Consider the following 19,848-nt stretch of genomic DNA (forward strand, 5'->3'; position numbering starts at 1 on the left):
CTTCTTATTGTTGTGTTTGTGGTGTTGCGGCACGCGTTACAGCTGATCGAAATCCAGTACCACCTTGTCGCTGACCGGGAACGCCTGGCACGACAACACATAGCCGGCGGCCACTTCGTAGTCTTCGAGGGCGTGGTTGCTGTCCATCTCCACTTCGCCTTCGATCACCTTGCACTTGCAGGTGGAACACACGCCGGCCTTGCATGAATACGGCAGCTCGGCGCCCTGGGTATTGCCCGCGTCGAGGATGCTCTGAGTGTTGCGGGGCAGGTCGAAGGCGAGGGCGCGGCCGTCGCTGATCACGGTGATCTGGCTGACCGCCGCATCCACTTGCCGCGCTGCCTCACGGGCCTCGCGCTTGTGCTGGCTGCCGGCGGCGGCGAACAGTTCGAAATGGATGCGCTCCGGTGCCATGCCCTTGGCCTTGAGGCTGTCGCGCACGGTCTCGGTCATCTCCTGCGGGCCGCAGATGAAGGCCGCGTCGAGGGCTTTCACGTCGAGCCAGCGGGAGAACAGTTGCTCGCACTTCTCGGCATTGATGCGGCCGTTGTAGAGGTCGACATCCTGCTGCTCGCGGCTGAACACGAAGATCAGGTTCAGGCGCTGCAGGTAGCGGTTCTTCAGGTCTTCCAGCTGTTCGCGAAACAGTGCACCGGAGCTGGAGCGGTTGCCGTACAGCAGCGTCACGCGGCTGTGGGGCTCGGTTTGCAGGGTGGTCTTGATGATCGACAGGATCGGTGTGATACCGCTGCCGGCCGCCACTGCCAGGTAATGGCCGTGGCGAGCCGGATCAAGGTCTACATGGAAATGCCCGGCGGGTGGCATCACTTCCAGGCTGTGCCCGGCCTTGAGCTGCTCATTGGCAAACGCGGAGAACCGCCCACCGGCCACGCGCTTGATGGCGATGCGCAGTTCACCGTCATTGACCCCGGTGCAGATCGAATAGGAGCGACGCACTTCCTCGCCGTCCAGCTGGGTGCGCATCACCAGGTGCTGGCCCTGGGTGAAGTGGAAACTGTCTTGCAGATGCTGCGGAATCTCGAAGGCGATGGACACCGCATCACGGGTCTCGTTGCGCACATCCTTGATGGTCAGGCTATGGAATTTGCTCATTGTTGTTCTCCAACCAAGCGGGCCGCCGGCCCCTCAGATGCACTTGAAATAGTCGAACGGTTCGAGGCAGTCGCGGCAGCGGTGCAGCGCCTTGCAGGCGGTGGAGCCGAATTCGCTGAGCACTTCGGTGTGAGAGCTGCCGCATTGCGGGCATGCAATCACCGGGCTTTCTCCCAGCAGGCTGCGTTTGCTGCTACTGCCTTGCGGCGGCGCGATGCCGTAGGCCCGCAGGCGTTCGCGGCCGCTGCTGGTAATCCAGTCGGTGGTCCAGGCCGGGGTCAGCTTGCGTTCCAGTTGCGGCGCGCGGAAACCCGCCAGCTCCAATGCGTCGCGGATATCGCCCTCGATCACTTCGGTGGCGGGGCAGCCGGAGTAGGTCGGCGTGACCACCACATGCAAGTGGCCGGCCTGCCAGTCCAGATCGCGCACTATGCCCAGGTCGACCACGCTCACCACCGGCACTTCCGGGTCCATGACCTGCGCCAGGGTGGCCCACGCGGCAGCCAGGTCGGTGGGTTGCGCCGGGCGTGCGCCCTGGTCGCTGGCGATCAGCTCACCAGGTTGCATCGGGGTACGCTCGGGGCAAAAACTGCATTTCCGCCAACAAAATTCCCAGGTGCTCGCTGTGCAAACCGCGGCGTGCATCCAGGTAGAAATAGCTCGCTGCGGGAGGCGCGGGTAGGGTGGCGCTGGTGAAGATTTTGCTGACCCGGGTTTGCCACGCAGCGGCGACCTGGGCGGCGTCCGGCGTAATGCCGGCGGCTTGCAGGCGTTGTTCACTGTCGTCGGCGCTGGTCAGTTCAACGGTGAACCGCCACAGCTCGGGGATCGCCGAGAGCATACGTTTATGGCTTTCCTCGGTGCCGTCCCCCAGGCGCTCCACCCACTCGCTGGAGCGGCGCAGGTGATAGGTGACTTCCTTCACCGCCTTGGCCGCGATGCCGGCGATGCGTTCGTCGCCGGATTGGGCCAGGCCGCTCAACACCGGCAAGTGCCAGGCGTCATACAGGAATTGCTTGAGGATGGTCACCGCGTAGTCGCCGTTGGGTTGCTCCACCAGCAGCAGGTTGCGATAGGCCCGCTCATCCCGGCGGAAGGCCAGGTGATCGGCGTCGCGCCCGTCGTCCAGCAGCTCGGCGGCGTATTCCAGCCAGTTGCGCGCCTGGCCCACCAGGTCGAGGCCGACGTTCATCAGCGCCAGTTCCTCTTCCAGCGCCGGCGCATGGCCGCACCACTGGCACAGGCGCTGGCCCTGGATCAGGGCGCTGTCACCAAGGCGCAGCAGGTATTCGATCAGATCGGTTTCAGGATTCATGGTCGACCTCACATGTGCCCGACTTCGGCCGGCAACTCGTAGAAGCTGGCGTGGCGGTAGACCTTGTCGTCGGCGGGGTCGAACAGCGGGTCTTTCTCGTCCGGCGACGAGGCGGTGATCAGCGCGGAAGGCACCACCCACAGGCTCACACCTTCACTGCGGCGGGTGTACAGCTCCCGGGCGTTCTCGATGGCCATGGTGGTGTCGGCGGCGTGCACGCTGCCCACATGCTTGTGATTCAGGCCGTGCTTGCTGCGCACGAAGACTTCAAACAGGGTCCATTCAGACATAACGGTGACTCCACATCAGGTGGCCGATCAGGCGGCGTTCTTGTTCTGTTTTTTACGGGCGTGGGCGACGGCGGCTTCGCGTACCCAGGCACCGTCGTCAATCGCCTTGCGGCGGGTGGCGACGCGTTCCTGGTTGCACGGGCCGTTGCCCTTGAGCACTTCGTAGAACTCGCTCCACCGGATCTCGCCGAAATCGTAATGGCCGCGTTCGGGGTTCCACTTCAGGTCCGGGTCGGGGCAGGTGCAGCCCAGCAGCTCCAGCTGCGGGATGGTCTGGTCGATGAAGCGCTGGCGCAGTTCGTCGTTGCTCTGGCGCTTGATTTTCCAGGCCATGGACTGGGCGCTGTTGGGGGAGTGTTCGTCGCTGGGGCCAAACATCATCAGCGATGGCCACCAGAGGCGGTTGATCGCGTCCTGGACCATGTCTTTTTGCGCCTGGGTGCCCTGGCGCATCATGGTCAGCAGCAGTTCATAGCCTTGGCGCTGGTGAAAGCTTTCTTCCTTGCAGATGCGCACCATGGCCCGGGAGTAGGGGCCGTAGGAAGTGCGCTGCAGTACCACCTGGTTGACGATGGCGGCGCCGTCTACCAGCCAGCCTACGGCGCCCATGTCGGCCCAGTTCAGGGTGGGGTAGTTGAAGATGCTGGAGTACTTGGCCTTGCCGCTGTGGAGCTTGGCGATTTCTTCGTCGCGGTCGGCGCCCAGGGTTTCCATGGCGCTGTAGAGGTACAGGCCGTGGCCGGCTTCGTCCTGGATCTTGGCCATCAATTGCAGCTTGCGTTTGAGGGTGGGGGCGCGGGTGACCCAGTTGCCTTCGGGCAGCATGCCGACGATTTCCGAGTGGGCGTGCTGGGAGATCTGGCGGATCAGGGTTTGACGGTAGGCGTCAGGCATCCAGTTCTTGGCTTCGATCTTGATTTCGGCGTCGATTTTTTCCTGGAAGGCGCGTTCCTGGTCGGACATCTCGGAGAGGTCCTTGATGCGCTTTACTCCGGTTTCTACAAGCTGTGCGTACATGAGGGGTCTCCCGCCTTGGGGTTTGTCGTAGGCATGGAGAACTTTATAAGCGATACGGAAATTAATATCAAACACAAAATATCGTGTCGGTATTGTTTTTGTATCGCTTTGGGTGGGGTACATATCCGTTATTTCGGTAACGGCGGCTTATGGTTCCGCTCTTACAGCGGCTCACTTTTGAAAAAGCGCAAAAGTAAGCAAAACGCTCTTGCCGGTATGACTCACCCACATGGGTTACAAATTAGTTCACGCACATAGGTAACAGTTTTTTAACTGGCAGGGTCGATTTCGCGAGGATCTGACCATGCCCTGGAAAGAGCTGAAACCTATGGACCTCAGAGTGAAGTTCATCGCCGACTATTTGGAGGACGAGCACAGCTTTAGCCAGCTGTGCCTGGACCATCAAATCAGTCGCAAGACTGGCTATAAATGGGTCGAGCGCTACAAAGCGGAGGGGCCCAGAGGCCTCGAAGAGCGAAGTCGCAGCCGCCACAATCAGACGTATGTGGTCCCTTTTGCTGTCCGGCAGGCAATTATTGAATTGCGTTCGACTGGAGAAACGGTTCCCGGCCCGAAGAAGATCCAGAACGACTTGATACGGCGTTTTCCTGGGCAGAACCCACCCTCAAAAACCACCATTTACAACATCCTCAAGGCCGCTGATTTGATCACGCCTCGGCAATTGCGCCCGCGTGTAGCTGTCTATCCCAAGCCTTTACGTAAGGCAGAAATCCCCAACCAGCTTTTCAGCGCTGATTACAAAGGGCAATTTCTGACAGGGGCAGGTGTGTGGTGTTATCCGTTGACGATAATGGATCACGCGAGTCGCTTTTTACTGGCCTGCGAGAGTATGGCCAGCACCAATTTCAAGGAAACCCAGCAAACCTTCGAGCGGGTTTTCCGCGAATATGGGCTGCCTGAGCGCATCCGTACCGACAACGGTGTGCCGTTTGCCAGCACGGGCCGTGCCGGGCTGTCGCAGCTATCGATCTGGTGGCTACGACTTGGGATCATTCCTGAGCGAATTGAACCGGGCCGCCCTGATCAGAACGGGCGCCACGAACGTATGCACAGGACGCTGAAAAGTACGTTACCCCAACCACCGGCGGTTGCGTGGGATGCTCAGCAGCGTCACTTTGATCGCTTCGTGCAGCACTATAATTACGAGCGTGGACACGAGGCTCTTGGGCAGAAAACGCCAGCCTCGTGTTACATGCCTTCAACACGAGTCTATCCGGAGCGGTTGCCGGAGATGGGCTATGCGAGTCATGTCGAGTGTTACCTGGCAGACAGTAGTGGGATCATCAATCGAGCAGGTCTAAGGATTTATGTTGGTAATTTGCTGAGCCATCAAACCATCGGAATGGAGATGATCAGTGATGGCATATGGAATGTGATCTTCGGTCCGGTGATCTTGGGCCGAGTAAACGCTAGGGATGCAAAAAACGGTTATGTTTCAATCAAAGTGTCACCTATGTGAAGGCACTTTTTTGTAACCCATGTGGTTGTCCCGTACATGCCCCACCACTCGGCACCTCGCTTGGGCTCGGTGTGCCCGAACGAAGGCTTTGGAGCGTGGGCCGCCGCGATGGGCCATCCATGGCCCGGCGCGGCTAAATCGGCATCCCTGCCGATTTACCCGCTCCACCGTGCCTACTTGCGGCCATCGTGGTTAACGGGGCCCGCAGATCAAGATCAAAAGCAAGAGCACAGCGGCCTACCGGCCGGCTTGAGTGTTAAAAGCGAAGGCAAAGACCAGAGCGAAAGCAAAGCTGCTTTTCTGTGGGAGCTGGCTTGCCTGCGATGCAGACAACTCGGTTTTTCAGGCACACCGAGGTGATGCCATCGCAGGCAAGCCAGCTCCCACATTTGACCGTGCCCGCTTTAGCTTTTGATTTTGCTCTTCAACACTCAAGCCGGCCGGTAGGCCGCTGTGCTCTTGATCTGCTTTTGATCTTGATCTTAGGCGCCCCGTTAAACCACGCTGGCCGAACGCAGGCTTTGGAGCGTGGGTAACCCGGCAGGACGCCGGGTTAGCCGCGCTGGGCCAAGGATGGCCCATCGCGGCGGCCCACGGTCCAAAGCCGGAGTGAGGGCACACCGAGCATTAGCGAGGTGCCGAGTGGTGGGGCAAGAGCCTTTTGGTTACTTTTGGGCTCTTTTCAAAAGTGACCCGCTGTAAGAGCGAAACCATAAGCGGCCGTTACCGCAGCAACGGATATGTACCCCCCAAAAAACAATCAAAAAAAAGCCCCACAAATGCAGGGCCAAAAAGGTGCAGCAGTCATGCCTTAGGGCGACGATCCATCACATGGCAAGCCTTCCCCTCAGACCGCTTGATCGAATGCAGCGGCTGCAAAACGATACGCGAGCTGATCCCGATATACGTCTTGATGTGCCTGCTCAACTCACTGGACACCGCTCTCTGCTGTTGATCATCCAGATGCTGATGCTCAGCCTTGAGCTCCACATGCACATCCACACTGTCCAGATTGCCATTACGATACAGATGTATCTCATAACACTCTGAAAGCTGTTTTATTTTAAGTACCTGCTCCTCGATCTGCGTGGGAAACACATTAACCCCGCGAATGATCAGCATGTCATCACTGCGCCCGGTGATCTTGTCGATCCGCCGCATCGGCCGCGCAGTCCCTGGCAGCAACCGCGTCAGGTCGCGGGTGCGGTAGCGAATCATCGGCAGCGCCTCCTTGCTCAAGGAGGTAAACACCAATTCACCCATCTGCCCATCCGGCAACACCTCACCCGTCACCGGGTCGATGATCTCCGGGTAGAAGTGATCCTCCCAAATGGTCGGCCCATCCTTGGTCTCCGCACACTCCATGGCCACCCCAGGCCCCATGATTTCCGAAAGCCCGTAAATATCCAGCGCCGTGATCCCCAGTCGCGCCTCAATCGCACCGCGCAACTCGGCAGTCCAAGGCTCGGCCCCGAAGATCCCCAACCGCAACGCCAGCTTGTGCGGATCAATGCCCTGGCGTTCGATTTCATCGGCAATGTTCAGCATGTACGAGGGCGTGACCATGATGATGTCCGGCTGGAAATCCTTGATCAGTTGCACCTGTTTTTCCGTCTGCCCGCCGGACATCGGAATCACCGTACAACCCAGGCGTTCCGCGCCGTAGTGGGCACCAAGGCCGCCGGTGAACAGCCCGTAGCCATAGGAAATATGCACCTTGTCGCCACGTCGCCCGCCGGCCGCGCGGATTGAGCGGGCCACCACATTGGCCCAGGTGTCGATGTCGTTCTGGGTGTAACCCACCACCGTCGGCTTGCCGGTGGTGCCGCTGGACGCATGCAGGCGCACCACCTCGTTCATCGGCACGGCAAACATGCCGTAGGGGTAGCTGTCCCGCAGGTCGCTTTTGGTGGTGAAGGGGAATCTGGCCAGGTCCTCCAGGGACTTGATGTCGTCCGGGTGCACCCCCAGCGCGTCGAAGCGTTGACGGTACAACGGCACATTCTGGTAGGCGTGGCGCAGGCTCCAGAGCAGGCGCTCCAGTTGATGGGCGCGCAGTTCGTCGACGCTGGCGGTTTCCAGCGGGTCCAGTACGGGGTTAAGCACGGCGTTTGGAATAGGCATGTTCATGAGTTCACTCGAATTATTTTTGTGTATCAGCCCACCGCACACTGCGGGCTTTGAGTGCATGCCCCAAGGATACCGCTAGGCTCCCCGGGAATCGCGAATCTTTAGTCGGACAGGCGCTCGATGATCAGCGCGATGCCCTGGCCTACACCGATGCACATGGTGCACAGGGCGTAGCGGCCTCCACGTTCTTCCAGTTCATGCAGGGCGGTGGTTACCAGCCGTGCGCCGCTCATCCCCAGTGGATGGCCGAGGGCGATGGCGCCGCCGTTGGGGTTCACCCGTGGGTCGTTGTCCCCCAGGCCCAGCTCGCGCAGTACCGCCAGGCCCTGGGCGGCGAAGGCTTCGTTGAGCTCGATCACGTCCATGTCCGCCAGGCTCAGGTTGGCCAGTTCCAGCACCTTGCGGGTCGCCGGCACCGGGCCGATGCCCATGATGCGCGGTTCCACGCCGGCGGTGGCCATCGCCACCACCCGGCCACGGGCGACCAGGCCGTGACGCTTGGCAACTTCCGCGCTGGCCAGCAGCAGGGCGCAGGCGCCGTCGTTGACCCCGGATGCATTGCCGGCGGTGATGCTGCCACCCTCGCGGAATGGCGTGCCGAGTTTCTGCAGTTGTTCAAGGGTGGTGTCGCCGCGGGGGTGTTCGTCGTGTTCCACCACCTTGGCCGGGCCTTTGCGCTGGGGGATCTCCACCGCGACGATTTCCCTGGCCAGGCGCCCGCTGGCCTGGGCGGCGGCTGCACGTTGCTGGCTGCGCAGGGCAAACGCGTCCTGGTCGGCGCGGGAGATATTGAACTGCTCGGCGACGTTTTCAGCGGTCTCCGGCATCGAGTCGATCCCGTAGGCCTTTTTCATCAGCGGGTTGACGAAGCGCCAGCCGATGGTGGTGTCGTACAGCTGCGCATCGCGGGAAAACGCCTGTTCGGCCTTGCCCATTACCAGCGGTGCCCGGGACATGGATTCCACGCCGCCCACCAGCATCAAGCCAGCCTCGCCACAACGAATCGCCCGGGCCGCGCTGCCGATGGCGTCCAGCCCCGAACCGCACAAACGGTTGAGGGTGGTGCCCGGCACGCTCACCGGCAGCCCGGCCAACAGCGCCGACATGCGCGCCACGTTGCGGTTGTCTTCGCCGGCCTGGTTGGCGCAGCCGTAGATCACATCGTCGACGCTGCTCCAGTCCACTTGCGGGTGGCGGCGCAGCAGTTCGCGCAGCGGCACCGCTCCGAGGTCGTCGGCGCGCACACTGCTCAAGGCACCGGCGTAGCGGCCGATCGGGGTGCGGACTGCGTCGATGATCAAGGCGTCATTCATTCGGATTCTCCTGCGCCAGCACCGTGCCGCGCACTTTGTAGGATTTGCCATGGAACAGCGCAATCAGCTGGCCCAGTTGGTTTTCGATACGGACGTCGTAGTTGCCGGTGCGACCCGAGCGGCTTTGCTCGCGGCAATCGGCACTCAAGGTGTCGCCCAGGTGGGCCGGGGCGATGTAGTCGATGCTGCAGCCCAGCGCCACGGTGGCATCGTTATAGCTGTTGCAGGCCAGGGCGAATGCCGAGTCCGCCAGCGCAAACAGATAGCCGCCGTGGCAGGTGCCGTGGCCCTGGATCATGTCGGCGCGCACGCTCATGCCCAGTCGTGCGCAACCCGGCGCCACCGAGAGCAGGCGCATGCCCATGCCCTGGCTGGCGGCATCGCGGCTGAACATGGCCTGGGCGCACTGGTTGGCCAGGTTCATGGCTTCATGGTTGGTCATGTGGTGCGCTCCTTTCAGTGGCCCTTGAAGCTTGGGCTGCGTTTCTCCATGAAGGCGGCGACGCCTTCGCGGTAATCCTCGCTGCGCCCGGCCAGGCGTTGCAGGTCGCGCTCCAGCTCCAGCTGTTGGTCAAAGCTGTTGCTCAGGCTGGCGTTCAGGCTGCGCTTGATCAGCGCCAGGCCGTAGGTCGGTTGCGTGGCCAGGTGGCGGGCCAGGGTCAGGGCTTCGTTGCGCAATTCGGCGTCGTCCACGCAGCGGTAGATCAGGCCCCATTGCTCGGCCTGCTCGGCGCTCAGGCGATTGCCCAGCAGGGCCAGGGCCTTGGCGCGGGCCATGCCCACCAGGCGCGGCAGGGTCCAGGTGCCGCCGGAGTCGGGGATCAGGCCGATCTTGCAGAAGGCTTGAATGAAGTTCGCCGAGCGGGCTGCCAGCACCAGGTCGCAGGCCAGGGGGATGTTCGCGCCGGCACCGGCCGCCACGCCGTTGACCGCGCAGATCACCGGCAGGGGCAGGTCGCGCAGTTGGCGGATCAGCGGGTTGTAGAACTTCTCGATGGATTCACCCAAGTCCGGCACCGCGCTGCCGGGTGCCACGTTGCGGTCGCTGAGGTCTTGCCCGGCGCAAAAGCCGCGGCCTTCACCGGTGAGCAGCAGCACGCGCACGTCGGGGTTTTCCTGGACCCGCTTCAACGCTTGCTGGACTTCGCCGTGCATCTGCGTATTGAAGCTGTTGAGCTGGTCGGGGCGATTGAGGCTGAGCAGGGCGACGCCGGCCTCGATGGAAAACAGGATGTGTTCGAAGTTCATGGTCGTGAGGCCCTCACGGTGCACGCTCGGCGGTCAGCCGGCTCATTATTGGATCGGCGTGGTCAGCCGGTTTTGCCGGAGTATAGCTTTAACGCGATACATAAATGCAACGATAAAATTGATTTGGTGTGTCTTGTTTTGGGTTTGATAAAAATGAATTGCTCACTGTGTTGGTCGATAAATACTTGATAAATCCCCTATTTCATTGGATTTAAGTCGAATATTGACGGCGCCATATCACGTCAGGACGACACTTGATCCAAGCGATACGCTTTTTCAGCTTTGTGCTTGTAAAAATGATGTGATACAAAATAAACCAAGATCGGCATCGCTTTGCGAATACGCCATAAAAGGAATCCCCATGACTTGCTACAGCCTCGACGGCCTGACCCCGGTGGTCGACCCCACGGCCTACGTCCATCCCTCGGCGGTACTGATCGGCGATGTGATCATCGGCCCCCATTGCTATGTGGGGCCGCTGGCGAGTTTGCGCGGCGACTTTGGGCGCATCGTCCTCGAAGAAGGCGCCAACCTGCAGGACACCTGTGTGATGCACGGCTTCCCGGACAGCGACACGGTGGTCGAGCGCAACGGCCATATCGGCCACGGCGCCGTGCTGCACGGTTGCCGGATCGGCACCGATGCGCTGGTGGGCATGAATGCGGTGGTGATGGACAACGCCCGTATCGGCGCTCGCTCATTCGTCTCGGCGGCGGCGTTCGTCAAAGCCGGTTTTGAGTGCCCCGAGCAGTCCCTGGTGATGGGCACGCCGGCCAGCGTCAAGCGCAGCCTCAGTGATGAAGAGGTGCACTGGAAGCAAACCGGCACCCGCGAATACCAGCGCCTGGCCCAGCGTTGCCTGGAGCAGATGCAGGAATGCGCACCCCTGAGCGCACCGGAAGATGATCGCCCACGCATCAGCGACAGCGGCCTGCGGCCCAAGGGCAGATGAATCGCCTGCATCCCGACGCCGCTAAAAACGGTATATTTTCTCTTTTTGCCTCGGTACGCCCATGTCGTCACTGACACCCCTGAACCAACTGATTACCCGCTTCCAGGAGCAGACGCCGATTCGCGCCAGTTCCTTGATCATCACCTTGTACGGGGACGCCATCGAACCCCACGGCGGGACGGTGTGGCTGGGCAGCCTAATCCAGTTGCTCGAACCCATCGGCATCAATGAACGGCTGATCCGCACCTCGATCTTTCGCCTGACCAAGGAAGGCTGGCTGACCGCCGAAAAAGTCGGGCGCCGCAGCTACTACAGCCTGACCGGTGCCGGGCGTCGGCGTTTCGACAAGGCCTTCAAGCGGGTCTATAGCTCCAGCGTGCCGGCGTGGGATGGTTCGTGGTGCCTGGTGATGCTCACGCAGCTGACCCAGGACAAGCGCAAACAAGTGCGTGAAGAGCTGGAGTGGCAAGGTTTTGGTGCGATTGCCCCGACCGTGCTGGCCTGCCCGCGCAGTGACCGCGCCGACGTCAATGCCACCTTGCTCGACTTGGGTGCGCAGGAAGACACCATCGTCTTCGAGACCACCGCCCAGGATGTACTGGCCTCCAAGGCCCTGCGGGTGCAGGTGCGCGAGAGCTGGAACATCGAGGAGCTGGCGGCCCATTACAGCGAGTTCATCCAACTGTTCCGACCGCTCTGGCAAGCGCTTCGCGAGCAGGAACAGCTACAGCCTTCGGATTGTTTCCTGGCACGGGTCCTGCTTATTCATGAGTACCGCAAACTGCTGCTGCGCGACCCGCAATTGCCCGACGAATTGCTCCCCGGCGATTGGGAAGGCCGCGCCGCCCGCCAGTTGTGCCGCAATATTTACCGGTTGATCTACGCCAAGGCCGAGGAATGGCTGAACAGCGCGCTGGAAACTGCCGACGGCCCGTTGCCGGACGTGGGCGAGAGTTTTTACCGGCGGTTCGGGGGCCTGAAATAAGGAGCGACGCTGTTCAGGAGAACGGGTGGAGTGAGGTGGCGTAGAGAATAAAAATAAGCCTGCGTGAGGCCTGAACATGATGTCTTCAATTGCACAGCGCCGTGATGGATTCGACCAATGGATCCATCAGATCAATCAGATCTGTGGCGCATTCGATGGGCAGATCCTGGGGGATGGTTTTTCCGGGCAGATCCGCGAGTACCAGAGCGGCGCGCTGAGACTCAGCTTTGTCGACGCCTGCCAGGCGCGGCTGTTTCGTACTCCCAGCCAAATCGCGGCGGGCGAGGGCGGCAAGTACTTTGCCGTGTTCCAGCTCGACGGCACGGCGGGCATGGCCCAGGGCGACAGCAAGGCGCTGTTGCGCGCCGGCGACATTACCCTGATCGATGCGGCGCACCCCAGCGACTTCACCTACAGCGAGAATTCGCGGCAGTTGTCGTTGATCCTGCCGTCGTACCTGGTGGAGCAGACCTTGCGTTTCAACCCGGTCAAATGCGGGCACCGCATCGAGGCGACGTCGCCGATGGCGATGCTGTCCCGGCAGCTGATTCTGGAGGCCACCCGGCAAGACAACCTGACCTTGCAGGAAAGCGAGGCGACGCTGGAGGCGATCATCAACCTGCTGCGCCCGGCGATCAGCCAGGCGGGTGAGGGCAGCGACGCCCATGAGCGAGTGTTCCGCAAGACGCTGGAGTGCATTGACCAGCATATTCGCTCCGAAGAGCTGTGCCCCGAGTGGCTGGCGCGGGAGGTGGGAATGTCGGTGCGCGGGCTGTACCGGATCTTTGCCCGCAAGGGCCTGGTGGTGGCGCGGTACATCAAGAACCGGCGTCTGGATTTGTGTGCTGAATCCCTGCGCCAATCCAGGGTGGAGGAAAAGCTTTCCGTGTTGGGGTACTCGTGGGGGTTTTCGGATTCGAGTTATTTTTCGACGGCGTTCAAGTCACGGTTCGGCATTGCGCCGGGTGAGTACCGCAAACAACACGCCTGATCAAAAATGTGGGAGCGGGCTTGCTCGCGAAGGCGGTGGTTCAGTTGATGCATTGGGTGACTGACACACCGCCTTCGCGAGCAAGCCCGCTCCCACATTTGGATCGCGTTTCGTTCAGTTGGGCATTCCATCTTCAATGGCAATCCCTTGCGCCCGCATCTCGTTGATCAACCCCGCCCTTGTGCCCGGCAGATTGAGCATCGCTTTGTGCCGCAACTCAGTGACTTCCTCAGCGCTGTAAGGCTTGTAATCCACCGGCGTACTCTTGCCCGCCATCCCGTCCGGGCGCATCAGCCAGTTCAGCAAATCCGCCAGTTGCCCATCGTTCAGCGCCGACTGCGACATCCCCGGCACTCGTACCAAAAACTCCCGACCACCCGGCACCTTCAGAAAGTTGCCGACAAACCCGGTCATCCTCGGCGTGTCGTTCGCCGCCGAACCCATGCCGCTGCCCAGATGGCAGCCGGCACACTGCAGCTGATAGTTGGTCGCCACGCTGTACCCGGCCTGGGCAATCGGCGTTTGTGGCGACTCATTCCCCGGTGCGTGCTTCTGGTTTGGATTGGGAATGGCCCGAGCCTGGGCGAGCGGGGCAGCCAGTGCACATACCAGCCCCAGCAATAACAACCTGTGCATGACGATCACCTTAGTGTGTCGGGGCGGATGGCCTGGACCAGCCGCCCCAATCGGGCTAAACCGCGACGCCGCGAATGATCGAGACCGTGCAGTGGTAGATGTGGGATTTGGCCGCCAGGCACCAGTTCACATCGTTGTTGTTGAACGGTCGGTATGCCGGTTCTTCACTGTCATTACGCGTGCACGCGCACTGCGCGCAGCTTTGCTTACCGCAGCAGTCGTTATAGGAAATGATGTAGTCCTTGCCGTCCGCCGGGTTGCGGCAGGTGCCGATCCAGGTCACCTGGGACGCCTCGGTGCCCGGTGGGCAAGAGGTCACCGAACCGCCACAGCAACTGCACAGGAAACCGTCGATGGAGCAGTAGCGCCAGTAGTCGCAACTGTTCGGGTCGCCCGGATCACCGGCTTTCGGGTTATCGGCAGCCAGCGCCTTGCTGGTGCGGTCCAGGGGCAGCAGCAGGGGCAATGCGGCGCCTGCGACCATCAGCGAGCCCATGCGGGCCAACAGTTTGCGTCGCGACGTGGTGTCGGCCAGACGACGGGTCGAGCGCTCGAATAACAGATCCAGCAATTTCATGAGAGTCTCCCTGCCTTAATCAATGGCTATGGCCGTGGCTGTGGTCGTGGGGATGCGGCTGGCTGTTGAGGTATTCCTGCAGCGTCGCGCTTTTCAGGTGTTCGACTTCGAACAGGCTGTCCAGGTGCTCGCGGGAATTGACCAGGCCCTTGGCGCGCAAGGTGCCGCTCTTGTCGATCAGCGCGGCATACGGCAGCTTGCCGATCTGGTAGGTCATGCCGACTTCCGGGCCGACCACGTAGGTGACGTCGTCCAGCTTGTGCTCGGTGATCAGCGCTTGCTGGGCTTCCATGTCGCCGTCGCTGATAAACACCACATCAAGGCGATCGGCCTGTTCCCTGGCGATGGATTTGATCGCCGGCAACAGGGATTTGCAGATCGGGCAGGTGGGCGAGAGGAAGAACAGCAACTGGTTCTTCTCACCGGCATAGCCGAAGTTCACCGGGCGGCCTTTACGGTCGGAAGCGGTGACTTGCGGCGCCGGCTCATTCACCGCCACGCCCTTGTCGACCATCAGCGCGCCGGCCGGGGCGATGCGCCCGTGCAGCACGCCAATCTGGCGCACCAGGCCCATCACGGCAAACGCCAGCGCCAGCAGCAGTACCCACAGCAGTACGTTGGAAACAATAAGGCCTTCCATTGATCACCTACCAATCAGTTTGAGCAGAAGAGGGGAGTTCGCCAGCAGGCCATCGGCTGCGGCGTAAATCAGCAGCGCGACGGCGCTGGCGGCGACGGTGACGAAGCCGTCGAAAAAACCCAGGTCACGGGCAATCGGCAGCACGCTGGCCAGCAGGGCCACGGCCACCAGTGCGCCGTTGCGCAACAGCAGGATCGGCCGCAACGGCTGCGCCTGGTCGGGGCCTGCGCAGCCGCAGTCGATGTCCCGGCGGCCGCGCCACAGGTTGATGCCAATGGCGGCGGCGTACAGCGCAATCAGGCCGGCGGCGCTGAGGGCGGCCCAGGAACGGCTGGCCGGAACCAGCAGGGCAAAGGCAATCACCAGTTCCAGCACCGGGATTACCCGGGCGGCGGGGCGAGTCACTGCCTCTGGCAGCAACTGGTAATCGGCCAGTTGCCGGGCGAAGCGTGCCGGTGCGCGCAACTTGTGGGTCGCGGCACTGGCCAGCAACACCGCGATGGCGAGGGCGCTGGCAATGATGAAGATCGGGTCGATATGCATGGCCGAACCTCTTTAGTAGCTCATGATCTGGGTTGCGGTCTTCGCTACCTTGGCCATGCTACCGGTGAGTTTATTGGTCTTGAGGTCGAAGATCTGCAAGCCGCCTTCGACGTCGGCGCCCAGCAACAGGGGCTTGTCGTCGCCGGTGGCCTGCATGCTCCAGACCGGGGTCGGGGCTTCCAGGGTGGCTATCTTCTTCATGGTCTTGAGGTCATAGGCCCAGATGATGGTGCTCGGGTCTTCCCACTTCATCGGCTCGTGGTTGTCGTGCATCAGCACGTACATGCGGTTGAGCTTTGGTGCCACAGCCATCAACTGCCAGCCACCCGGAGCCCAGCCGGTTTTCTTTTCCGCGTCGGTGGTGAGTGACCAGGACGGCAGGATTTTCGGCTCATCGCCGGAGAAATCTACCGGGCGGATGGTGCCGGTGGTGGTGGTGAAGTAGTAGGTGTCGCCCACGTTCACCGCGCGTTCGTTGAGCTTCTCGGCGTTGGGGTCGAAGAAGTGCGTGCGGTTGCGTGAGGTTTCCTGGCCCTGGTCATTCAGGGTGACCACTTGCAGGCTGCCGTCGCCGCACAGGGAGGCGAAGCGGCGGGTACCTACGGGGTAGTTGAGTACGCAGCCGGGGATCGCGATTTCGGCGGTGACGGAGCGGGACTGGGTGTCGACCACGGTCACGGAGGTGGAGGGGGTGAAGTTGTAGATGTAGACGAAGCGGTCATCGCCGCTGGTCTTCAGGCCGTAGCGTTGGGTCAGGGATTCGGCGCGTTTGTTCGGGATCAGGACTTCCCACGAAGGTGACAGGCTGGAGCTGTCCCAGGCGGTGAGCACGTCGGTGCGGTCGCCTCGGGTGCCGCGGGAGTAGTAGATGTCGGCGCTGTACAGGGTCTTCTGGTCGTGGCTGAGGGCCGAGGGGGCGGCGAAGCCGGTGGGGACCATACCGAGGACGCGCTTTTTGTCGGGATCTACCACGGTGACGCGGCCGACTACGAAGCTTTCGAATTCGACGTCTACCACGAAGGCGCGGTGGGCTTCCGGTGGGAAAGCCAGGGTGGTCTGGCCTATGGTGTCTGGCGGTAAATCCGCCTGGGCGCTGTTCAAGCCGAGTACAAGCAGGCCCAGACCCAGCGCTGACTGTACGTTGATCCTGTTGCTTCGCATTAGGGGCACTCCCTGAATTTTTTGTGTTTTGCTAATCGCGGGTGCTTTGGCAGATTCTTGCAACTGGATTCTGCCTTGTGGGGGGATTGCAAGAATTGTTGTGGCTGCCAAGTGGTTGTGTGTCTGTGCCAATGGGGTGGGGTGGGGTGTATATCCGTTATTTTTGTTATGGCTGGTATTGGTTCCGCTCTTACAGCGGGTCACTTTTGAAAGGAGCCCAAAAGTAACCAAAAGGCTCTTGCCCCACCACTCGGCACCTCGCTCAGGCTCGGTGTGCCCTCACTCCGGCTTTGGACCGTGGGCCGCCGCGATGGGCCATCCTTGGCCCAGCGCGGCTAACCCGGCGTCCTGCCGGGTTACCCACGCTCCAAAGCCTGCGTTCGGCCAGCGTGGTTTAACGGGGCGCCTAAGATCAAGATCAAAAGCAGATCAACAGCACAGCGGCCTACCGGCCGGCTTGAGTGTTAAGAGCAAAATCAAAAGCTAAAGCGGGCACGGTCAAATGTGGGAGCTGGCTTGCCTGCGATGGCCTCGCCTCGGTGTGTCTGATGTACCGAGGTGTCTGCATCGCAGGCAAGCCAGCTCCCACAGAAAAGCAGAGCTGCATCAGCTTCAGATTTGGCTTTCGCTCTGGCTTTTGATCTGGCTTTTAACACTCAAGCCGGCCGGTAGGCCGCTGTGCTTTTGCTTTTGATTTTGATCTGACTGCCCCAATAAGCCCGAGGCCGAACGCAGGTATTGCGGAGCGGGTAAACCGGCAGGACGCCGGTTTAGCCGCGCCGGGCCATGGATGGCCCGTCGCGGCGGCCCGCGGAGCAATGCCGGAGAGAGGGAACGCCGAGCCCTAGCGAGGCGCCGACAGGCGGGGCAGAGCCCTTTGCTTACTTTGGGGCTTTTCCAAAGTGAGCCGCTGTAAGAGCGGAACCATAGGTGGCCGTTACCGAAGAAACGGATATACCCCCCCTCTCAAGAACCCACCAAAGGCAACGAAAAACTAAACACCGCCCCACACGGCTCCAGGTTCTGCGCCCAGATATCCCCCTGATGCCGACCAATGATGTTCTTGCACAACGCCAGCCCAATCCCGTTACCACCCACCTTCGACGAAAAGAACCCGTCAAAGATTTTCTCCCGCGCCACGGCCTGAATCCCGCGTCCACAATCCTCGACACTCAACCGCGCCACGCTTCCATCACGGCAGGCATGCAACCGCAGCACCCGACGTTCGACGGGCAGCTCGCTCATCTCTTCAATAGCATTGAATGCCAGGTTCAGAATCACCTGCCCGATCAGCACTTTTTCACAAAGCACCATCAGCGGTTCAATACTGGGGAACAGTTCCAGCCGCACCTGACTCGGCTCAGCCCGCAGGCTGATGAAATATTGGGTTTCCTGCAGCAACTCATTGAGGTCCACCCACTCCGCGCTCCGCTCCAGCTTGACCACATAATCACGCACGCTCTTGATGATGGTTGACGCATGCTCGACCTGTCGCACGGCACTTTGCAGCCCCCAGTTCACTCCCTGGTCGGCACTGTGGGTATCGCCCAGACGAATCAAAACCCCCTCGATAAAATTGCGGGTGGCCGCCAACGGCTGACTCAATTCATGGGCAATCGCCACCGCCATCTCGCCCATGGCGTTGTATCGGGCCAGGTATTCAAGCTGCTGTTCACTGACACGCCGGGCTTCCTCAGCGCGGATCAGGTCCCGCTTCACCTTGTCTTCCCGGGAAATATCACGGAACTGCACCATCAGCACGTCGCGCCCGTCCAGGTGCACCAGCGTCGCGACCGCTTCCGAAAGAATCTCCACCCCGGCCTTGGAGCGATAACACCACTCGATGGTGCGCTGGCCACTGCGGGCCGCGCGCTCAAGCCAGCGCAGGCCGATGGAGCGCTTGTACTTCGGTGCGTCCCGGGTCATGTCCGGGGCCTTGAGCGGGATCAGTTCTTCCAGGGTAAACCCCAGCGCCGACAGCGCCGCGGTGTTGGCCCAGAGGATGTCCTTGCTCTGCGCATCGTGAAGGATGGTGCAGATCGGCATGGCTTCGATCAGGGTGTGGAAATCATCGTTATTGGGTAGGTACATCGCGTAGCCCTTGGCGGTGGAGGGGACGACTACGGTGGCAAGTTATACCGGTTTGCAGCCGGGGGCACGCTCAGAAGTAATCGGGGGCGCAGTAGGGGATTTCTTTAGCCGGTGGGCTGCACGCCCCAATAGTTGACGGTGGACGGGCTTTTTACACTGGCCCCATCAACGCCTGCCACGGCGTCCATAACAACTACAACGGAGAAAGCCCATGCTGCGTTCGGCCCTCGTGCAACCAGACGCTTTACCCGACGTGCAGCCCGCGCTGTTCCAGCAGGTGCTCGATGAGGTGCGTCAGCGCCGCGACGAGTTTGACGCAGGCTCCCACGTGCCACGGGACATGATCGAACGCTTCAAGCAGGTGGGCATCTACCGGGCGGCCACGCCGCGTTGTTTCGGCGGCGATGCCCTGGCCCCGGCCAAGTTCTTGCAGATGATCGAGCGCATATCCGAAGCCGATGGCTCCGCCGGTTGGGTCGCCAGCTTCGGCAGCGCCGGGGTGTATCTCGCGGCCTTACCCCAGGAAACCCTCACCGAACTGTATGCCGACAGCCCCGACCTGGTGTTTGCCGGTGGCCTGTTCCCGTTGCAACCGGCAGAAACCGTCGAGGGCGGCTGGCAGGTCACCGGCACCTGGAAGTTTGCCAGCGGCTGCAAAGGCGCCGACTTGCTGGGCGTGGGCATCGGCGCGGCGGGCGGCAAGCCACGCACTGCCGTGTTCAACCCCAGCCAGGTTGAAATCATCGAAAACTGGGACGTGGTCGGCCTCAAGGGCACCGGCAGCCATGACTTGCGCGTTACCGACCAATTCATCGACGAGCGCTGGACCTTCATCCGTGGCGGCGCTGCCACCATTGATGAGCCGCTGTTCCGTTACCCGTCGATTGCCTATGCCGCCCAGGTGCTGGCGGTGGTCAACCTGGGCCTGGCCCGTGCGGCCCTCGATGAAATCAGCGCCATGGCCAGCGGCAGCGGCATCACCGGCGCACCGAAACTGGCGGACCGCGCCTACGTGCGCATCGAAATCGCCAAGGCCGAAGCCCGGCTGAGCGCCGCTCGGGGCTTTTTCTACGGCGCCACCGAACAAGTGTGGAACTCGATCCTCGCCGGCAACCCGGTCACGGCCGAGCAAACCAGCCTGCTGCGCCTGACCGCCATTCACGTGTCCCAGGCCGGCGCCGCCGTGGTGCAGAGCGCCTACAGCCTGGCGGGCACCACCGCGATCTACCTGCGCCACCCGCTGCAACGCTACCTGCGCGACGCCATGGTGGTGACCCAGCATGCCTTCCTCAGCGAAGGACTGTACGACGGCGCGGGCTCGGTGTTCCTCGGCGTTCCTCCATTTCCTGGCTACATCTGACTTTCA

General features: G+C 61.5%; 20 protein-coding genes. 5 read left to right on the top strand and 15 right to left on the bottom strand.

Going from position 1 to position 19,848, the window contains the following annotated elements; all coding sequences use genetic code 11:
- Positions 1-36 precede the first annotated feature (36 nt).
- From paaE to paaA, 5 genes are read right to left on the bottom strand one after another with little or no spacing between them, the layout of a single operon-like run.
- Complete coding sequence (paaE, locus tag BLU46_RS28625; protein WP_093208533.1) at positions 37-1,113, bottom strand: 1,2-phenylacetyl-CoA epoxidase subunit PaaE; 1,077 nt, start codon at positions 1,111-1,113, stop codon at positions 37-39.
- A 33-nt stretch (positions 1,114-1,146) separates the two neighbouring features.
- Positions 1,147-1,680, bottom strand: a complete 534-nt coding sequence (gene paaD / locus BLU46_RS28630; protein ID WP_063029015.1) for a 1,2-phenylacetyl-CoA epoxidase subunit PaaD — start codon at positions 1,678-1,680, stop codon at positions 1,147-1,149.
- Positions 1,667-2,428, bottom strand: coding sequence for a 1,2-phenylacetyl-CoA epoxidase subunit PaaC (paaC, locus tag BLU46_RS28635; RefSeq protein WP_093208536.1), 762 nt, complete (start codon positions 2,426-2,428; stop codon positions 1,667-1,669). Before paaC ends, paaD begins: the two co-directional genes overlap by 14 nt.
- Positions 2,429-2,436: 8 nt before the next feature.
- Entirely contained in the window at positions 2,437-2,718 is a 282-nt protein-coding gene (gene paaB, locus BLU46_RS28640; RefSeq protein WP_003208899.1) for a 1,2-phenylacetyl-CoA epoxidase subunit PaaB, read from the bottom strand.
- A 27-nt stretch (positions 2,719-2,745) separates the two neighbouring features.
- Complete coding sequence (gene paaA, locus BLU46_RS28645; protein ID WP_093208539.1) at positions 2,746-3,735, bottom strand: 1,2-phenylacetyl-CoA epoxidase subunit PaaA; 990 nt, start codon at positions 3,733-3,735, stop codon at positions 2,746-2,748.
- Between the two features lie 304 nt (positions 3,736-4,039).
- Between paaA and BLU46_RS28650 the strand changes: the two genes are divergently transcribed.
- Positions 4,040-5,215: an integrase core domain-containing protein gene (locus BLU46_RS28650; RefSeq protein WP_093206837.1), complete on the top strand. Its 1,176-nt coding sequence runs from the start codon at positions 4,040-4,042 to the stop codon at positions 5,213-5,215.
- A gap of 804 nt (positions 5,216-6,019) precedes the next feature.
- Here BLU46_RS28650 and paaK read toward each other — a convergent pair.
- From paaK to paaG, 4 genes are all read right to left on the bottom strand, one after another.
- A complete protein-coding gene (gene paaK / locus BLU46_RS28655) occupies positions 6,020-7,345 on the bottom strand; it encodes a phenylacetate--CoA ligase PaaK (RefSeq protein ID WP_093208543.1) in 1,326 nt (441 codons plus the stop codon).
- 101 nt (positions 7,346-7,446) lie between these two features.
- Positions 7,447-8,658: a 3-oxoadipyl-CoA thiolase gene (pcaF, locus tag BLU46_RS28660; protein ID WP_063029023.1), complete on the bottom strand. Its 1,212-nt coding sequence runs from the start codon at positions 8,656-8,658 to the stop codon at positions 7,447-7,449.
- The gene (gene paaI / locus BLU46_RS28665) at positions 8,651-9,100 is read right to left on the bottom strand and encodes a hydroxyphenylacetyl-CoA thioesterase PaaI (protein ID WP_008431049.1); all 450 of its coding nucleotides are present in this window, start codon (positions 9,098-9,100) and stop codon (positions 8,651-8,653) included. The genes pcaF and paaI overlap by 8 nt, the downstream gene beginning before the upstream one ends.
- A 14-nt stretch (positions 9,101-9,114) precedes the next feature.
- Positions 9,115-9,906 (bottom strand): 2-(1,2-epoxy-1,2-dihydrophenyl)acetyl-CoA isomerase PaaG, encoded by a 792-nt coding sequence (paaG, locus tag BLU46_RS28670; RefSeq protein ID WP_093208547.1) that lies wholly within the window; start codon positions 9,904-9,906, stop codon positions 9,115-9,117.
- Between the two features lie 361 nt (positions 9,907-10,267).
- Between paaG and paaY the strand changes: the two genes are divergently transcribed.
- The 3 genes from paaY (at position 10,268) to feaR (ending at position 12,834) form a co-directional block, all read left to right on the top strand.
- Entirely contained in the window at positions 10,268-10,858 is a 591-nt protein-coding gene (paaY, locus tag BLU46_RS28675; protein ID WP_063029027.1) for a phenylacetic acid degradation protein PaaY, read from the top strand.
- A 61-nt stretch (positions 10,859-10,919) separates the two neighbouring features.
- A complete protein-coding gene (gene paaX, locus BLU46_RS28680) occupies positions 10,920-11,843 on the top strand; it encodes a phenylacetic acid degradation operon negative regulatory protein PaaX (protein WP_063029029.1) in 924 nt (307 codons plus the stop codon).
- Between the two features lie 76 nt (positions 11,844-11,919).
- Complete coding sequence (feaR, locus tag BLU46_RS28685) at positions 11,920-12,834, top strand: transcriptional regulator FeaR (RefSeq protein WP_063029031.1); 915 nt, start codon at positions 11,920-11,922, stop codon at positions 12,832-12,834.
- Positions 12,835-12,948: 114 nt separating this feature from the next.
- Here feaR and BLU46_RS28690 read toward each other — a convergent pair whose 3' ends face one another.
- The 6 genes from BLU46_RS28690 to BLU46_RS28720 form a co-directional block, all read right to left on the bottom strand.
- A complete protein-coding gene (locus tag BLU46_RS28690; RefSeq protein ID WP_063029033.1) occupies positions 12,949-13,470 on the bottom strand; it encodes a hypothetical protein in 522 nt (173 codons plus the stop codon).
- Positions 13,471-13,525: 55 nt separating this feature from the next.
- Positions 13,526-14,047 carry a methylamine dehydrogenase light chain gene (locus tag BLU46_RS28695; RefSeq protein WP_003208877.1) on the bottom strand — a complete coding sequence of 174 codons (522 nt, stop codon included), beginning with the start codon at positions 14,045-14,047 and terminating at the stop codon, positions 13,526-13,528.
- Between the two features lie 19 nt (positions 14,048-14,066).
- The gene (gene mauD / locus BLU46_RS28700; protein WP_063029035.1) at positions 14,067-14,687 is read right to left on the bottom strand and encodes a methylamine dehydrogenase accessory protein MauD; all 621 of its coding nucleotides are present in this window, start codon (positions 14,685-14,687) and stop codon (positions 14,067-14,069) included.
- A 3-nt stretch (positions 14,688-14,690) separates the two neighbouring features.
- On the bottom strand, positions 14,691-15,230 hold the full coding sequence (locus BLU46_RS28705) for a MauE/DoxX family redox-associated membrane protein (protein ID WP_063029037.1): 540 nt from the start codon (positions 15,228-15,230) through the stop codon (positions 14,691-14,693).
- Between the two features lie 12 nt (positions 15,231-15,242).
- Entirely contained in the window at positions 15,243-16,391 is a 1,149-nt protein-coding gene (locus BLU46_RS28710; RefSeq protein WP_093210207.1) for an amine dehydrogenase large subunit, read from the bottom strand.
- Between the two features lie 966 nt (positions 16,392-17,357).
- Positions 17,358-18,482 carry a sensor histidine kinase gene (locus BLU46_RS28720; RefSeq protein WP_093208549.1) on the bottom strand — a complete coding sequence of 375 codons (1,125 nt, stop codon included), beginning with the start codon at positions 18,480-18,482 and terminating at the stop codon, positions 17,358-17,360.
- A gap of 211 nt (positions 18,483-18,693) precedes the next feature.
- Here BLU46_RS28720 and BLU46_RS28725 point away from each other — a divergent pair, with 211 nt between their 5' ends.
- Positions 18,694-19,842, top strand: coding sequence for an acyl-CoA dehydrogenase family protein (locus tag BLU46_RS28725; protein WP_063029041.1), 1,149 nt, complete (start codon positions 18,694-18,696; stop codon positions 19,840-19,842).
- The last annotated feature ends 6 nt before the right edge of the window (positions 19,843-19,848 follow it).

The sequence above is a fragment of the Pseudomonas yamanorum genome, assembly GCF_900105735.1.
GTDB lineage: Bacteria > Pseudomonadota > Gammaproteobacteria > Pseudomonadales > Pseudomonadaceae > Aquipseudomonas > Aquipseudomonas yamanorum.

Bases quoted from the DNA above. Each gene is read 5' to 3' on its own strand.
- paaE (WP_093208533.1), bottom strand. From the start codon at position 1,113: ATGAGCAAATTCCATAGCCTGACCATCAAGGATGTGCGCAACGAGACC.
- paaD (WP_063029015.1), bottom strand. From the start codon at position 1,680: ATGCAACCTGGTGAGCTGATCGCCAGCGACCAGGGCGCACGCCCGGCG.
- paaC (WP_093208536.1), bottom strand. From the start codon at position 2,428: ATGAATCCTGAAACCGATCTGATCGAATACCTGCTGCGCCTTGGTGAC.
- paaB (WP_003208899.1), bottom strand. From the start codon at position 2,718: ATGTCTGAATGGACCCTGTTTGAAGTCTTCGTGCGCAGCAAGCACGGC.
- paaA (WP_093208539.1), bottom strand. From the start codon at position 3,735: ATGTACGCACAGCTTGTAGAAACCGGAGTAAAGCGCATCAAGGACCTC.
- BLU46_RS28650 (WP_093206837.1), top strand. From the start codon at position 4,040: ATGCCCTGGAAAGAGCTGAAACCTATGGACCTCAGAGTGAAGTTCATC.
- paaK (WP_093208543.1), bottom strand. From the start codon at position 7,345: ATGAACATGCCTATTCCAAACGCCGTGCTTAACCCCGTACTGGACCCG.
- pcaF (WP_063029023.1), bottom strand. From the start codon at position 8,658: ATGAATGACGCCTTGATCATCGACGCAGTCCGCACCCCGATCGGCCGC.
- paaI (WP_008431049.1), bottom strand. From the start codon at position 9,100: ATGACCAACCATGAAGCCATGAACCTGGCCAACCAGTGCGCCCAGGCC.
- paaG (WP_093208547.1), bottom strand. From the start codon at position 9,906: ATGAACTTCGAACACATCCTGTTTTCCATCGAGGCCGGCGTCGCCCTG.
- paaY (WP_063029027.1), top strand. From the start codon at position 10,268: ATGACTTGCTACAGCCTCGACGGCCTGACCCCGGTGGTCGACCCCACG.
- paaX (WP_063029029.1), top strand. From the start codon at position 10,920: ATGTCGTCACTGACACCCCTGAACCAACTGATTACCCGCTTCCAGGAG.
- feaR (WP_063029031.1), top strand. From the start codon at position 11,920: ATGATGTCTTCAATTGCACAGCGCCGTGATGGATTCGACCAATGGATC.
- BLU46_RS28690 (WP_063029033.1), bottom strand. From the start codon at position 13,470: ATGCACAGGTTGTTATTGCTGGGGCTGGTATGTGCACTGGCTGCCCCG.
- BLU46_RS28695 (WP_003208877.1), bottom strand. From the start codon at position 14,047: ATGAAATTGCTGGATCTGTTATTCGAGCGCTCGACCCGTCGTCTGGCC.
- mauD (WP_063029035.1), bottom strand. From the start codon at position 14,687: ATGGAAGGCCTTATTGTTTCCAACGTACTGCTGTGGGTACTGCTGCTG.
- BLU46_RS28705 (WP_063029037.1), bottom strand. From the start codon at position 15,230: ATGCATATCGACCCGATCTTCATCATTGCCAGCGCCCTCGCCATCGCG.
- BLU46_RS28710 (WP_093210207.1), bottom strand. From the start codon at position 16,391: ATGCGAAGCAACAGGATCAACGTACAGTCAGCGCTGGGTCTGGGCCTG.
- BLU46_RS28720 (WP_093208549.1), bottom strand. From the start codon at position 18,482: ATGTACCTACCCAATAACGATGATTTCCACACCCTGATCGAAGCCATG.
- BLU46_RS28725 (WP_063029041.1), top strand. From the start codon at position 18,694: ATGCTGCGTTCGGCCCTCGTGCAACCAGACGCTTTACCCGACGTGCAG.